Origin of the sequence: Streptomyces sp. NPDC048383, assembly GCF_040651775.1 — a bacterium.
GTDB lineage: Bacteria > Actinomycetota > Actinomycetes > Streptomycetales > Streptomycetaceae > Streptomyces.
Genome location: NZ_JBEZKS010000022.1, coordinates 1 through 14,197, shown reverse-complemented (window position 1 = coordinate 14,197; position 14,197 = coordinate 1). Strand labels below are relative to the sequence as shown.

General features: G+C 69.9%; 12 protein-coding genes. 10 read left to right on the top strand and 2 right to left on the bottom strand.

The genetic code is table 11. The annotated features are described in order from the left end of the window. Positions 1–47: 47 nt before the first annotated feature. Complete coding sequence (gene aceE / locus AB0D46_RS17380; protein ID WP_362878222.1) at positions 48–2,795, bottom strand: pyruvate dehydrogenase (acetyl-transferring), homodimeric type; 2,748 nt, start codon at positions 2,793–2,795, stop codon at positions 48–50. A 426-nt stretch (positions 2,796–3,221) separates the two neighbouring features. On the opposite strand from aceE, the gene AB0D46_RS17375 reads away from it, so the two are divergent. The 6 genes from AB0D46_RS17375 to AB0D46_RS17350 all read left to right on the top strand — a co-directional run bounded on the left by AB0D46_RS17375 (position 3,222) and on the right by AB0D46_RS17350 (position 7,693). Beyond that, positions 3,222–3,647 carry a DUF3052 domain-containing protein gene (locus AB0D46_RS17375; protein WP_362878220.1) on the top strand — a complete coding sequence of 142 codons (426 nt, stop codon included), beginning with the start codon at positions 3,222–3,224 and terminating at the stop codon, positions 3,645–3,647. Positions 3,648–3,851: 204 nt separating this feature from the next. Beyond that, the gene (locus AB0D46_RS17370) at positions 3,852–4,310 is read left to right on the top strand and encodes a peroxiredoxin (RefSeq protein WP_362878219.1); all 459 of its coding nucleotides are present in this window, start codon (positions 3,852–3,854) and stop codon (positions 4,308–4,310) included. A 126-nt stretch (positions 4,311–4,436) separates the two neighbouring features. Then, entirely contained in the window at positions 4,437–5,012 is a 576-nt protein-coding gene (locus tag AB0D46_RS17365; RefSeq protein WP_362878217.1) for a TerD family protein, read from the top strand. Positions 5,013–5,107: 95 nt separating this feature from the next. Further along, positions 5,108–5,683, top strand: coding sequence for a TerD family protein (locus tag AB0D46_RS17360; RefSeq protein ID WP_362878215.1), 576 nt, complete (start codon positions 5,108–5,110; stop codon positions 5,681–5,683). 25 nt (positions 5,684–5,708) lie between these two features. Further along, entirely contained in the window at positions 5,709–6,827 is a 1,119-nt protein-coding gene (locus AB0D46_RS17355) for a DUF475 domain-containing protein (RefSeq protein WP_362878213.1), read from the top strand. Positions 6,828–6,952: 125 nt separating this feature from the next. Further along, positions 6,953–7,693: a Tellurium resistance gene (locus AB0D46_RS17350; RefSeq protein WP_362878211.1), complete on the top strand. Its 741-nt coding sequence runs from the start codon at positions 6,953–6,955 to the stop codon at positions 7,691–7,693. 102 nt (positions 7,694–7,795) lie between these two features. On the opposite strand, the gene AB0D46_RS17345 is transcribed toward AB0D46_RS17350, so the two are convergent. Next, complete coding sequence (locus AB0D46_RS17345; RefSeq protein WP_362878370.1) at positions 7,796–8,587, bottom strand: TerD family protein; 792 nt, start codon at positions 8,585–8,587, stop codon at positions 7,796–7,798. A gap of 194 nt (positions 8,588–8,781) precedes the next feature. Between AB0D46_RS17345 and AB0D46_RS17340 the strand changes: the two genes are divergently transcribed. Genes AB0D46_RS17340 through AB0D46_RS17325 form a run of 4 tightly spaced genes read left to right on the top strand, consistent with a single transcriptional unit; the run spans position 8,782 to position 14,037 of the window. Beyond that, positions 8,782–9,957: an HpcH/HpaI aldolase/citrate lyase family protein gene (locus AB0D46_RS17340; protein ID WP_362878209.1), complete on the top strand. Its 1,176-nt coding sequence runs from the start codon at positions 8,782–8,784 to the stop codon at positions 9,955–9,957. Positions 9,958–10,016: 59 nt separating this feature from the next. Then, positions 10,017–12,563 carry a phosphoribosyltransferase gene (locus AB0D46_RS17335; protein ID WP_362878368.1) on the top strand — a complete coding sequence of 849 codons (2,547 nt, stop codon included), beginning with the start codon at positions 10,017–10,019 and terminating at the stop codon, positions 12,561–12,563. Continuing rightward, positions 12,560–13,381, top strand: a complete 822-nt coding sequence (locus AB0D46_RS17330) for an HAD family hydrolase (RefSeq protein ID WP_362878207.1) — start codon at positions 12,560–12,562, stop codon at positions 13,379–13,381. Before AB0D46_RS17335 ends, AB0D46_RS17330 begins: the two co-directional genes overlap by 4 nt. Beyond that, entirely contained in the window at positions 13,378–14,037 is a 660-nt protein-coding gene (locus AB0D46_RS17325) for a class I SAM-dependent methyltransferase (RefSeq protein ID WP_362878205.1), read from the top strand. The genes AB0D46_RS17330 and AB0D46_RS17325 overlap by 4 nt, the downstream gene beginning before the upstream one ends. Positions 14,038–14,197: the final 160 nt, after the last annotated feature.

Genomic DNA, 14,197 nt, shown 5'->3' with positions numbered 1-14,197 from the left:
CCCGGGGAGTCCCCGGGGGCCGCCGCCCTCACCTCACCGACCGGCCGTCAGGCGTCGCCGCCCGCCGGACCCGGGTCCGCGGCCGCCACGTCCAGGAGCTGGTAGCGGTCGATGGCCTGCTTCAACACCGAACGGTCGATCTTGTTCTCCTTGGCCAGCTCGGTCAGCACCGAGAGGACCACCGACTCCGCGTCGATGTGGAAGAACCGCCGCGCCGCACCCCGGGTGTCCGCGAAGCCGAAGCCGTCCGCGCCCAGCGAGGTGTAGGGGCCCGGCACCCACCGGGAGATCTGGTCCGGGACCGCGCGCATCCAGTCCGAGACCGCCACGAACGGACCTTCGGCACCCGACAGCTTCCGCGTCACGTACGGGACGCGCTGCTCCTCCTCCGGGTGGAGCAGGTTGTGCTCCTCCACCGCGACGGCCTCGCGACGCAGCTCGTTCCAGGAGGTCGCCGACCAGACGTCCGCCTTCACGCCCCAGTCCGCGCCAAGGATCCGCTGGGCCTCCAGGGCCCACGGCACGGCCACGCCCGAGGCCATGATCTGCGCCCCCACGGTGCCGGAGCTGCCCCGCGACACCCGGTGGATGCCCTTGAGGATCCCGTCGACGTCCACGTCCGCCGGCTCGGCCGGGTGCTGGATCGGCTCGTTGTAGACCGTCAGGTAGTAGAAGACGTCCTCACCGGGCTGGTTCGTCTCCGTCGGCCCGTACATGCGCCGCAGACCGTCCTTGACGATGTGCGCGATCTCGTACCCGTACGCCGGGTCGTACGCGACGCAGCCCGGGTTCGTCGACGCCAGCAGCTGGGAGTGACCGTCGGCGTGCTGGAGTCCCTCACCCGTGAGGGTGGTCCGACCGGCGGTCGCGCCGAGCACGAAACCGCGCGCCAGCTGGTCGGCCATCTGCCAGAACTGGTCACCGGTGCGCTGGAAACCGAACATCGAGTAGAAGACGTAGACCGGGATCAGCGGCTCGCCGTGCGTCGCGTACGCGGAACCCGCGGCGATCAGCGACGCCGTGCAACCCGCCTCCGAAATGCCGTCGTGCAGCATCTGGCCGGTCGGGGACTCCTTGTACGCGAGCAGCAGCTCGCGGTCGACCGCCTCGTACTGCTGCCCCAGCGGGTTGTAGATCTTGGCGCTCGGGAAGAAGGCGTCCATGCCGAAGGTGCGGTACTCGTCCGGCGCGATCAGCACGAAGCGCTTGCCGATCTCCTTGTCCCGCATCAGGTCCTTCAGGATGCGGACGAAGGCCATCGTCGTGGCGATCGACTGCTGCCCCGAACCCTTCTTGGCGGCCGCGTACGTCTTCTCGTCCGGCAGCTGGAGCGGCTTCGCGCGCACCACGCGGGTCGGCACCCAGCCGCCGTGCGCGCTGCGCTGGTCGTGCATGTACTGGATCTCCGGCGAGTTGCGGCCCGGGTGGTAGTACGGCGGGGCGCCGCCCTCCAGCTGCTTGTCGGTGACCGGGATGTGCAGCCGGTCGCGGAAGCGCTTGAGGTCGTCGACCGTCAGCTTCTTCATCTGGTGGGTGGCGTTGCGGCCCTCGAAGTTCGGGCCGAGCGTCCAGCCCTTGACCGTCTGCGCCAGGATCACCGTCGGCTGACCCTTGTGGGCCTTGGCCGCCGCGTAGGCCGCGTAGACCTTCTTGTGGTCGTGACCACCGCGGCCCAGGTGCTGGATCTGCTGGTCGCTCATGTTCTCGACCATCGCGCGCAGCCGCTGGTCACCGCCGAAGAAGTGCTCCCGGATGTACGCGCCGGACTCCGTCGCGTACGTCTGGAACTGCCCGTCCGGCGTCGAGTTCATCTTGTTGACCAGGATGCCGTCGCGGTCCTGGGCCAGCAGCGGGTCCCAGGAACGGTCCCAGATCAGCTTGATGACGTTCCAGCCGGCACCGCGGAAGATCGACTCCAGTTCCTGGATGATCTTCCCGTTGCCGCGCACCGGACCGTCGAGGCGCTGGAGGTTGCAGTTGACGACGAACGTCAGGTTGTCGAGGCCCTCGCGGGCGGCGATGGACAACTGGCCGAGCGACTCCGGCTCGTCCATCTCGCCGTCGCCCAGGTACGCCCACACGTGGGACTTGGAGGTGTCCGCGATCCCGCGCGCCTGCATGTACCGGTTCATCCGCGCCTGGTAGATCGCGCCGAGCGGACCGAGGCCCATCGAGACGGTCGGGAACTCCCAGAAGTCCGGCATCAGCCGCGGGTGCGGGTAGCTGGACAGGCCGTACGGGGCCTTCGACTTCTCCTGCCGGAACGCGTCGAGCTGCTGCTCGGAGAGCCGGTCCAGGAGGTAGGCGCGCGCGTAGATGCCCGGCGAGGCGTGGCCCTGGAAGAAGATCTGGTCGCCGCCGTCGCCCTCGTCCTTGCCCCGGAAGAAGTGGTTGAAGCCCACGTCGTAGAGGGAGGCGGAGGAGGCGAAGGTCGCGATGTGCCCGCCGACACCGATCCCGGGACGCTGGGCGCGGGAGACCATGACGGCCGCGTTCCACCGGGTGGCGTTGAGGACCTTGCGCTCGATCTCCTCGTTGCCGGGGAAGAACGGCTCGTCCTTGGTGGCGATGGTGTTGACGTAGTCCGAGCTGCGCATCTCCGGCACGGCCACGCGCTTCTCGCGGGCCCGCTCGATCAGCCGCAGCATCAGGTAGCGGGCGCGTTCACGGCCCCGTTCGTCGACTGCGGCGTCCAGGGAGTCGAGCCACTCCTGCGTCTCCTCCGGATCGAAGTCCGGGACCTGACTCGGCAGGCCGCCAATGATGATCGGATTGCGATCGGATGCGGAAGCCACGCTGTTCCTTCGCTGTCGGGGGAGTCGTGCCTTGGGTCGCCGCCTCCCATGGTCTTACGCTCGACCGAAATCTTCACCTCTACCCCTGGGTAACACCTGGAGCGGCGAAGGAGCGGACGAGCGGGCAGGTCCATCTCGCAACCTTACGCCCAGGTCGATCATCGGGTTCGTGAGGTCGTTCGTCCCTCAAACAAGTAGGAAAGTCCTCCTGCCGTGCCGAATGAGCCGCAATGGTGTGGGATGAATCACCAGGGGCGTTTGAGGGAAGCCTGAAAGTTGCGGCGAGACGGCCGCAATCGTCACCGTTTCGACGGTCTCGGCGGCCGGGTACTTGCGCGATCCGCCGCGCCCGTGTGGACTACGCCCAATGCTGCGCGTACGCGCGCCGCCGAAAGACATTCACCGAACATGAGCAGGAGGCACACCGTGAGCGCGACCGCGGACCACGCGGAGAGCCCGGTCACTCGACTTGGCTTCCAGTCCGAACAGGTGGTCCAGGAGATCGGCTACGACGACGACGTCGATCAGGATTTCCGTGACGCCGTTGAGAAGCACGTCAGCGAACTCGTCGATGAGGATTACGACGACGAGGTCGACGCCGTGATCCTCTGGTTCCGGGATGAGGACGGTGACCTGACGGATGCGCTGGTCGATGCCATCGAACTGGTCGATGAGAACTCCGTCGTCCTGCTGCTGACCCCCAAGACGGGCCGTGACGGCTTCGTGCAGGCCAGCGACATCAGCGAGGCCGTCGAGACCGCCGGTCTGTCCCAGGCGAAGCCCGTCAAGGTGGGCGACGACTGGACCGCCGTCAAGCTGACGACCCCGAAGGCCGCCGCCAAGAAGCGCTGAGCCGAACCCCCGCAGACGAGCGGACCCGCCCCGCCGACCCGGATCACCCCGAGGTCGGTGGGGCGCGGTCGTTTTCGGGGCGGTACGCGCCCACCCGGACGGGCCGCTCACCCCATAGGCTGGCCCCCGGGACCGACGGGCTCACCCGAACGGTCCAACGGGCGCGTGCGGGAATGCAGGAATGCAGAAACGAAGGGATGCGAGATGGCCATCGAGGTCGGCGACAAGGCTCCGGACTTCGAGCTCAAGGACAACCACGGCGCCACCGTGCGGCTCTCCGACTTCCGGGGCGAGAAGGCCGTGGTGCTGCTCTTCTACCCGTTCGCCTTCACGGGCGTCTGCACCGGCGAACTGTGCGAGCTGCGCGACCAGCTGCCGCGTTTCCAGAACGACGAGGTCCAGCTCCTCGCCGTCTCCAACGACTCGGTGCCGACCCTGCGCGTCTTCGGCGAGCAGGAGAACCTCGACTACCCCCTGCTGTCCGACTTCTGGCCGCACGGGGAGACCTCCCGCGCCTACGGGGTCTTCGACGAGGACAAGGGCTGCGCGGTGCGCGGCACCTTCATCATCGACAAGGACGGCGTCGTGCGCTGGACGGTCGTCAACGGACTGCCCGACGCCCGTGACCTGAACGAGTACATCGAGGCCCTCGACAGCCTCTGAGGGCCTCGGGCAGATTCCGTACCAAAACCGTGTACGAACGGGAACCCGTCACTAGGATCGACACGTTGATCCGGTAGCAACCGCACGACGGGGCCCCGCCCCGGACACATACCCAATGGAGGACCCGTGGGAGTCAGCCTCAGCAAGGGCGGCAACGTCTCGCTGACCAAGGCCGCGCCTAACCTGACGGCGGTCATCGTCGGTCTGGGCTGGGACGCTCGCACCACCACCGGTGTCGACTTCGACCTCGACGCCAGCGCGATCCTGACCAACGACCAGGGCAAGGTCGCCAGCGACTCGAACTTCGTGTTCTTCAACAACCTGAAGAGCCCGGACGGCTCGGTGGAGCACACCGGTGACAACACCACCGGTGAGGGCGAGGGCGACGACGAGGCCATCAAGGTCAACCTCGCCGGCGTTCCCGCCGACGTCTCCAAGATCGTCTTCCCCGTCTCGATCTACGAGGCTGAGGGTCGCCAGCAGAGCTTCGGTCAGGTCCGCAACGCGTACATCCGCGTCGTGAACCAGGCCGACAACACCGAGCTCGCCCGCTACGACCTCTCCGAGGACGCCTCGACCGAGACCGCCATGGTCTTCGGCGAGCTGTACCGCAACGGCGCGGAGTGGAAGTTCCGTGCCATCGGCCAGGGTTACGCCTCGGGCCTGCGCGGCATCGCGCAGGACTTCGGCGTCAACGTCTGAGCCCACCGCAGTCAGTCAGTCCGGCGCCGTGCACTGTGTGTACGGCGCCGGACCGGCTTTGCCACCACATCACGTCGTCCGGGGAGGACCACATCATGGGCGTCACACTCGCCAAGGGGGGCAACGTATCCCTGTCCAAGGCCGCACCGAACCTGACCCGGGTTCTGGTGGGACTGGGATGGGACGCGCGCTCGACCACGGGGGCCGACTTCGACCTCGATGCCAGCGCGCTGCTGTGCAACAGCGGCCGGGTGCTCGGGGACGCGTACTTCATCTTCTACAACAACCTCAAGAGCCCCGAGGGCTCCGTCGAGCACACCGGGGACAACCTCACGGGAGAGGGCGAGGGTGACGACGAGTCGATCATCATCGACCTCACCAAGGTCCCGGCGAACGTGGACAAGATCGTCTTCCCGGTGTCGATCCACGACGCGGACGCCCGCCGGCAGAGCTTCGGCCAGATCAGCAACGCGTTCATCCGCGTCGTGAACATGGCGGACGACCAGGAGTTGGCCCGCTACGACCTGACCGAGGACGCCTCCTCCGAGACCGCGATGATCTTCGGCGAGGTCTACCGGTACGGCGGCGAATGGAAGTTCAGGGCCGTAGGGCAGGGGTACGCGTCAGGCCTGCGCGGCATCGCTCTAGACTTCGGGGTCAACGTTTCGTAAAGCCGTACAAGACGATGGGGTGCCAGTGGTTCTCAAAACCTTCGGCTGGTCGTTCGCAATCACTGCGCTCGGTCTGGTCGCAGCGGTGTTCTACGGGGGGTGGCAGGCCTTCGGGATCGTGGCGATCCTGTCCGTCCTGGAGATCTCGCTGTCCTTCGACAATGCGGTGGTCAACGCCGGAATCCTGAAGAAGATGAATGCCTTCTGGCAGAAGATCTTCCTCACGATCGGCATCCTGATCGCGGTGTTCGGCATGCGCTTGGTCTTCCCCGTCGTCATCGTGGCGATCAGCGCCAAGATCGGGCCGATCGAGGCGGTCGACCTCGCGCTGTCCGACAAGGACCAGTACCAGCAGCTCGTCACGGACGCCCACCCGTCCATTGCCGCCTTCGGTGGCATGTTCCTCCTGATGATCTTCCTCGACTTCATTTTCGAGGACCGTGACATCAAGTGGCTCGCCTGGCTGGAGCGTCCGCTCGCCAAGCTCGGCAAGATCGACATGCTGTCCGCGTGCATCGCGCTCATCATCCTGGCCATCACCGCGATGACCTTCGCCACCAACGCCCACCAGCACGGTGGCATGCACGTCGACAAGGCGCAGACCGTCCTGATCTCCGGCATCCTCGGCCTGATCACCTACATGGTCGTGGGCGGTCTCTCCGGCTACTTCGAGAACAAGCTGGAGGAGGAGGAGGAAGCCGAGCACGAGGCGGAGGAAGCGGCCAAGCGGACCGGCAAGCCCGTATCGGCCGTTGCCATGGCCGGCAAGGCCGCCTTCTTCATGTTCCTCTACCTCGAAGTCCTCGACGCCTCCTTCTCCTTCGACGGGGTCATCGGCGCCTTCGCCATCACCAACGACATCGTGCTGATGGCCCTCGGCCTCGGCATCGGTGCCATGTACGTCCGGTCGCTGACGGTCTACCTGGTCCGCCAGGGCACCCTCGACGACTACGTGTACCTGGAGCACGGCGCCCACTACGCCATCGGCGCGCTGGCCGTGATCCTGCTCGTCACCATCCAGTACGAGATCAACGAGGTCATCACCGGCCTCGTCGGCGTGGTGCTCATCGGCTGGTCCTTCTGGTCCTCGCTGCGCCGCAACAAGCGCCTGGAACTGCAGGAGGGTGCCGCCGCCGAGGCATGACCCCGGTGACAATGCGGAACGCTCCAAGTGCGGGGCGGCCGGTCGGGTCCACGGACCCGGCGGGCCGCCCCGCTTCCGTACGTGTGAGGGGTTCGTACTCGTGACGAAGCAGGGGGCAGGGGACCATGGGGTTCTTCGACGGGATCAGGGGCGCGCGTGCCATGGGGTTCGATTCGGGGCACGCCTCGTCGAACGCCATCGAACTGACGAAACGACATCCGACGGTGTCGCTCACCAAGCAGCAGGCGGTCCACGGCAACCTGCGCGTCAACCTCTCCTGGCGGATGCGGACCTCCGACTTCGGCGGCCGCTCAGGACAGAGCGGGCAGTTGTTGCGGCACCCGTTCAAGCTGTTCAAGCCCGAGATGGTGCAGGCCCACACCCAGGGCATGGTCAACGTCGACCTCGACATGGGCTGCCTGTACGAGCTGACCGACGGCACGCGGGGCGCCGTGCAGCCGCTGGGGAACCTCCTCGGCGACCTCAACGACCCGCCGTACGTGAAGCTCAGCGGCGACGACCGGTTCGGCTCGGCCTCGGGGGAGACGCTCTACATCAACCTCGACCACGCCGAGGACATCAAGCGGCTGCTCGTCTTCGTCTACATCTACGACCAGACCCCGGCCTTCGACCGGACGCACGCCCTGGTCACCCTGTATCCGGTCACCGGGCCGAGGATCGAGATACCGCTGGAGGAACGGCATCCGCAGGCCCGCTCCTGCGCCGTCCTGTCCCTGGAGAACGTCAAGGGCGAGCTGATCGTGCGCCGCGAGGTGAAGTTCGTCTACGGGTTCCAGGCCGAGCTGGACCGCCTGTACGGGTGGGGGCTCCAGTGGGGGCGGGGCTACAAGAGCGCCAAGAGCTGACGGGCCGGCCCGGGCGGGAAGCCGGACCCGCGGGAGCCCATCCCGCCCGTCCGCGCCCGTCCGCGCACGGGCGGGGTCGGGGCGCGGCGGGCGGCTGGTGCCTCAGCGGCGGATGAACTGGGGGCCCTGCACCGGCAGCCGGAACGACGGGTCGCCGCCCGGGGACGGCACCGGTACCGGGGACACCGGCTGCGGGTACCCGTACGCGGGCTGCACCGCGGGCGGGGCCTGCGTGGGCGGGGCCGGGACCGGCGGGCGCATGGCGGCCGTCTGCTCCGCCGTGGGCCCGGTGCCGGGCGCGGAGGCTCCGGCCTCCCCGGCGGACTCCTCGGAGGCCGCCTCGGCGGCGTTCTCGTCCACGGAGATCCCGTGGTCGGTCGCCAACCCGATCAGCCCGTCGGAGTAGCCCTCGCCGAGTGCGCGGAACTTCCAGCCGTCGCCCCGGCGGTACAGCTCGCCGCAGATCAGCGCGGTCTCGGCGCCCGTCTCCGGCCGCACGTCGAAGTGGGCGAGCGGTTCGGGGCGGCCGCCGGGGGTGGCGTCGTAGAGCAGGATGCGCAGGTCGTGGACCTTCTCGAAGGGGACGTCCTCGGCCGAGGCGACCACCAGGATCCGGTCCACCTCGGGGGGGACGGCGCGCAGGTCGGCCTGGACGGCGTCCGTGACCCCGTCGCCGAGCTGCTTCTTCCCCAGCCGCCACACGGCCCCCGAGGGGTGCCGGGGCTGGTTGTAGAACACGAAGTCCTCGTCCGAGCGCACGCGCCCGTCCGCGCCCACGAGCAGCGCCGAGGCGTCCACGTCCGGCACCTCGGGCCCTGTGGACCAGCGCAGCACCGCCCGGACCGCCACGGCGGCCACCGGGATGTTCGAGCCCTTCTGCATCGCGTGCGTCATGCCCGTCATCCTGCCCTCCCGGGCCCGACCGGGACAATGCGGCCCCCCGTTGGGCCTTGTACCGAACGTGCGAGCTGGGCATGGTGCAAGAGGGTTACCTGAACTTCATGTGCTTGAGGAACTCTTGACTCCTATTCGTACGTACTATTACCGGCCACGCCAGTTGGGCCGCCGAGGCAGTACGGGGGAAGCGCATGCGTCACTTCGGGCACATTTCGCCCAGCGTCCGGAAGGAGCTCTTCCACCAGGAGCCCACGGAATTCACCCTCGCGTCCCCCGCCCGCACGCTGGCCGCCGCGCTCGGAGCCACCCTGTACAGCCCCGCCACCCGGCCGAACCTGGCTGCCGACATCCGCAAGCAGGCCGCCCTCGGAGTCGTCTCGATGGTCCTCTGCCTGGAGGATTCCATCAGTGACGCCGATGTCGTCGACGGCGAGGAGAACCTCGTCCGGCAGTTCGCGGCCCTCGACGCGGACGGCCCGGAGGCGGCCGAGCTGCCGCTGCTGTTCATCCGCATCCGCACGCCCGAACAGATTTCCGATCTGGTCCGCCGGCTCGGCGGGTCGGTGCGGAACCTGGCCGGATTCGTGCTTCCCAAGTTCACCGAGAGCCGTGGTACCGCCTTCCTCGACGCCGTCATCGAGGCACAGGCCGTCGCCGGACTGCCCCACCTGTATGCCATGCCGGTGCTCGAATCCCCGGAGCTCCTCCACCTCGAAACCCGGGTCGAGGCCCTCGCGGGCATCTCGCGCACCGTCAACCGCTACCGCGAGCACGTCCTGGCCCTGCGCCTCGGCGTGACCGACTTCTGCTCCGCGTACGGGCTGCGCCGCACCCCGGACATGACCGCCTACGACGTCCAGATCGTGGCCGGTGTGATCGCTGACGTGGTCAACGTCCTCAGCCGCGCCGACGGGACCGGGTTCACCGTCACCGGCCCGGTCTGGGAGTACTTCCGCAGCCAGCAGCGACTCTTCAAGCCGCAGCTGCGCCGCAGCCCCTTCATGGAGGAGGGGGTGGAGGAACTGCGCACCGCGCTGATCGAGCACGACCTGGACGGGCTACTGCGCGAGATCGAGCTCGACCGGGCCAACGGGCTGACGGGCAAGACCTGCATCCACCCCGCGCACGTGACTCCCGTGCACGCCCTGTCGGTGGTCTCGCACGAGGAGTTCAGCGACGCCCAGGACATCCTGCGCCCGGAGCGCGGCGGTGGCGGGGTGCTGCGATCGTCTTATACGAACAAAATGAACGAAGTGAAGCCCCACCGGGCCTGGGCCGAGCGCACCATGCAGCGCGCGGAGGCCTTCGGTGTGGCGCGGGAGGAGGTCGGCTTCGTCGACCTCCTCACGGCCGGTCTCCAGGTGTGAGCGGACCGGTGACGACGGAGCGTTCCACGACGGAGCTTCCTACGGAGAAGGGCAAGACGATCGACGAGGTGTGGACGGGAACCTGGGTCGCGGAGCGGCTGGGCGTGGCCCTGGAAGCCGGCGGCGACCCGGCGCAGCCACCGCTGGACGAGCTGCTCGGGCTCGCCCTGCGGCGCAACCCCAAGCGCGCCCACCTGCTGGTGTCGCAGGTGCTCGGCAAGCACGTCCCGCAGTCCCCGGCGGTCGTCCACGCCGCCGGGTACGGCCTCGGCGAGCGGGTCCGCGAGCTGCTCGGCGCCGAAGCGGCAGCCACGGCGGTGGTCCTCGGGTACGCGGAGACCGCGACGGGCCTCGGCCACTGCGTCGCCGACGGCCTGGGCACCGCCCCCTACCTGCACTCCACCCGGCGACCCGTACCCGGCGTCGAGCCCGCCGGCGGCTTCGAGGAGGCGCACTCGCACGCCACCTCGCACCTGCTGCTCCCCGAGGACCCGCTGCTGCTCGCCGGCGACGGGCCGCTCGTCCTCGTCGACGACGAGTTCTCCACCGGCAACACGGTCCTGAACACCATCCGCGACCTGCACGCCCGCCACCCCCGCACGCACTACGTGGTCGTGGCCCTCGTGGACATGCGCTCGGCCGCGGACCGGGACCGGCTGACCGACTTCGCCGCCGAGATCGGCGCCCGCGTCGACCTGATCTCCCTGGCCGCCGGCACGGTCTCCCTCCCGGAGGGGGTCCTGGGCAGGGGCCAGGCCCTGGTCGAGCGGTACGAGAGCGCGGCGCAGGGCGGGGCGGGCGCCGCCGCCGGCTCCCGTGCCCCCGGCGCCGCCACCGGGTCCGGTGCCTACGTCGCGCCCGTCGAGCGGGTCGCGCTCGGCTGGCCCGCCGGGGTCCCCGACGGGGGTCGGCACGGCTTCACCCCCGCGCACCGCGCCGCCCTGGAGGCGGCCCTGCCCGGGCTCGCCGACCGGCTCGCCGACGCACTGGGCGCGGAACCCGGGCGGGTCCTCGTCCTCGGCAACGAGGAGCTGATGTACGCGCCGCTGCGGCTCGCGCTGGCCCTGGAGCGGTCCGGGGCGGCGGCCGAGGTGCGGTTCTCCACCACGACCCGCTCGCCCGTGCTGGCCGTCGACGACCCCGGCTACGCCATCCGCACCCGGCTGGTCTTCCCCGCCCACGACGCCCCGGCCGACGGGCCCGGCGACCGCTACGCCTACAACGTCGCCCGCACCGACGGGACCGGCTTCGACGCCGTCGTCGCCGTCGTCGACTCGGCCGGCGACACCCCCGAGCTGCGCACGGGCCTGCTCGCCGCCCTCGCCCCGCACACGGGCCGGGTCCTGCTGGCCGTCGTACCGTCGTACGTACCGGGGCCGCGCGGGGCTTCGTCCGCCGCGACCCCGGCCCCCGCACCGTCGTCCCACGCATCCGACCGGCTGGAGCCGAGCATGTCCGAGCCGACCCTGCCCGATCCGCTGCGCGGCCCGGCCTTCTCCTCGTACGCCGCCCAGGACGTCGGCTGGCTGCTCCAGGACCTCTCCGGCGTCGAGCTGGAGGCACCGACCGAGGAGCGGGAGGAGGCCATCCAGGCGGGCGGCGCGCACTACGCCGAGTCCCTGCCCGTCGAGTACCAGCCCTCCGACGCCTACCAGGAGCTCTACCGCAGCGCCCTGGCCGGCTCCGCGACCCGGATAGCCCGGGCGGTCGGGACCGTCACCGAGACCGTGCTCGCCGAACGCTCGCCCTCCCCGGTGCTGGTCTCCCTGGCCCGCGCCGGCACCCCCGTCGGCGTGCTGATGCGCCGCTGGGCGCAGGCCCGGCACGGCCTGGACCTGCCCCACTACGCCGTCTCCATCGTGCGCGGCCGTGGCATCGACACCAACGCGCTGCGCTGGCTGGCCGCGCACCACGACCCCGCCGACGTCGTCTTCGTGGACGGCTGGACCGGCAAGGGCGCCATCACCCGGGAACTGAAGGACGCCCTCGCCGCGTTCCCGGGCTTCGAACCGGAGATCGTCGTCCTCGCCGACCCCGGCTCGTGCGTGCGCACGTACGGCACCCGCGAGGACTTCCTGATCCCCTCGGCCTGCCTGAACTCCACCGTCTCCGGACTGGTCTCGCGTACGGTGCTGAGGTCCGACCTGGTCGGGCCCGCCGACTTCCACGGCGCGAAGTTCTACCGCGAACTCGCCGGAGCCGATGTCTCCGTCGGCTTCGTCGACGCCGTCGCGGCCCGCTTCGACGCCGTCGCCGACGCCGTCGACGACGAGGTCAAGGAGCTGCTCGCGGCCGACCGCACCCCCACCTGGGTGGGCTGGGCGGCGGTGGAGCGGATCAGCGAGGAGTACGGCATCCACGACGTGAACCTGGTCAAGCCCGGCGTCGGCGAGACGACGCGGGTGCTGCTGCGCCGCGTCCCGTGGAAGATCCTCGCCCAGCGCGGAGCCGGAGCCGACCTGGACCACGTACGTCTGCTCGCCGAGCAGCGCGGGGTGCCGGTCGAGGAGGTCGACGGACTGCCCTACACGTGCGTAGGACTCATCCACCCCCGATTCACGCGCGGCGCCACGGGCGCCGACGGAAAGGCCGTGTCCGCCAAGTGACTGTCCTCGTAGCCAGTGACCTCGACCGCACGCTCATCTACTCGGCGGCCGCCCTCGGCCTGACGATGCCCGATCCGGTCGCCCCGCGGCTGCTGTGCGTCGAGGTGCACGAGAGCAAGCCCCTGTCGTTCATGACGGAAACGGCGGCCGCCCTGCTGGCGGAGCTGACCGAGAACCCCGCGGCGGTCTTCGTCCCCACGACGACCCGGACCCGCAAGCAGTACCAGCGCATCCGCTTCCCCGGCCGGCCGGCCCCGTACGCGATCTGCGCCAACGGCGGGCAGCTGCTCGTGGACGGCGTACCCGACCGGGACTGGCGGCGGGCGGTCGCCGGACGCCTCGCGCAGGAGTGCGCCCCGCTGGAGGAGGTCCACCAGCACCTCCTCGCGGTGTCGGACCCGGCGTGGCTGCGCAAGGCGCGGATCGCCGAGGACCTGTTCGCGTACCTGGTCGTCGAACGGGCGCTGGTCCCCGAGGAATGGCTGAAGTCGCTCGCCGAGTGGGCGGACGCGCGCGGCTGGGGGGTCTCGCTCCAGGGCCGCAAGATCTACGCGGTGCCGCGACCCCTCACCAAGAGCGCCGCGATGGCCGAGGTGGCCCGCCGTACGGGTGCGACCACCACGCTCGCGGCGGGCGACTCCCTGCTGGACGCCGACCTGCTGCTCGCGGCGGACCGCGGCTGGCGCCCGGGACACGGCGAGCTGGCCGACGCGCGGTGGACGGCGCCGTCGGTCACCGCCCTGACGACGGTCGGTGTGCTGGCGGGTGAGGAAATCATCCGCGCGTTCGGCGGGACGGTTGCGACACTGACCGCATGACCAAGGGCAACAGCACCAAGATCACTGACGAGCTCTACCAGTACGTCCTGGCGCACAACCCCCCGCTGGACGCCGTCCAGCGGGGGCTGGTCGCCACGACCCACGAGAAGTTCCCGCAGTCGGCGGGCATGCAGTCGGCGGAGGAACAGGGGCCGCTGCTGGCCTTCCTCGTCCGGTTGACGGGCGCGCGGCACATCGTGGAAGTGGGCACCTTCACCGGCTTCTCCGCCCTGTCCATGGCCCAGGCGCTCCCGGCCGACGGCCGCCTCATCGCCTGCGACGTGTCGGAGGAGTGGACGGCGTACGGGCGCGAGGCCTGGGAGGCCGCCGGCGTCGCCGACCGCATCGACCTGCGCATCGCCCCCGCCCTGGACACGCTCCGCGCGATGCCGGCCCGGGAGCACATCGACCTGGCGTACGTGGACGCCGACAAGCAGAGCCAGATCCTCTACTGGGAGGAGCTCGTGCCGCGGCTGCGCCCGGGCGGCCTCATCGTCACGGACAACACCCTGTTCCACGGGACCGTCCTGGACGAGTCCCCGGAGAGCCGGGGCGCGAGCGTGCACGCGTTCAACGAGCACGTCGCGGCCGACTCCCGGATGGAATCCGTCCTGCTGGCGATCTCGGACGGGCTGACGCTCTCGCGCAAGCGGTAGCCGTCGCGCGGCGGGGGCCGTCGACCGGGGTGGGCGGCGGGCGGGACCGGGCGGGGCCGGGCTCGGGCTAGGTTCTGTTTCTTGGATCTCCTGATGTGATCATGCGTCTCGGTCCAGGCTGGTCAGCATGGTTGGCCGGGGAGATTTGACGAATGCGGAG

Coding starts and splice junctions, on each gene's coding strand:
- AB0D46_RS17345 (WP_362878370.1), bottom strand. CDS start 8,587: ATGACGCACGCGATGCAGAAGGGCTCGAACATCCCGGTGGCCGCCGTG.
- AB0D46_RS17360 (WP_362878215.1), top strand. CDS start 5,108: ATGGGCGTCACACTCGCCAAGGGGGGCAACGTATCCCTGTCCAAGGCC.
- AB0D46_RS17370 (WP_362878219.1), top strand. CDS start 3,852: ATGGCCATCGAGGTCGGCGACAAGGCTCCGGACTTCGAGCTCAAGGAC.
- AB0D46_RS17340 (WP_362878209.1), top strand. CDS start 8,782: ATGCGTCACTTCGGGCACATTTCGCCCAGCGTCCGGAAGGAGCTCTTC.
- AB0D46_RS17325 (WP_362878205.1), top strand. CDS start 13,378: ATGACCAAGGGCAACAGCACCAAGATCACTGACGAGCTCTACCAGTAC.
- AB0D46_RS17350 (WP_362878211.1), top strand. CDS start 6,953: ATGGGGTTCTTCGACGGGATCAGGGGCGCGCGTGCCATGGGGTTCGAT.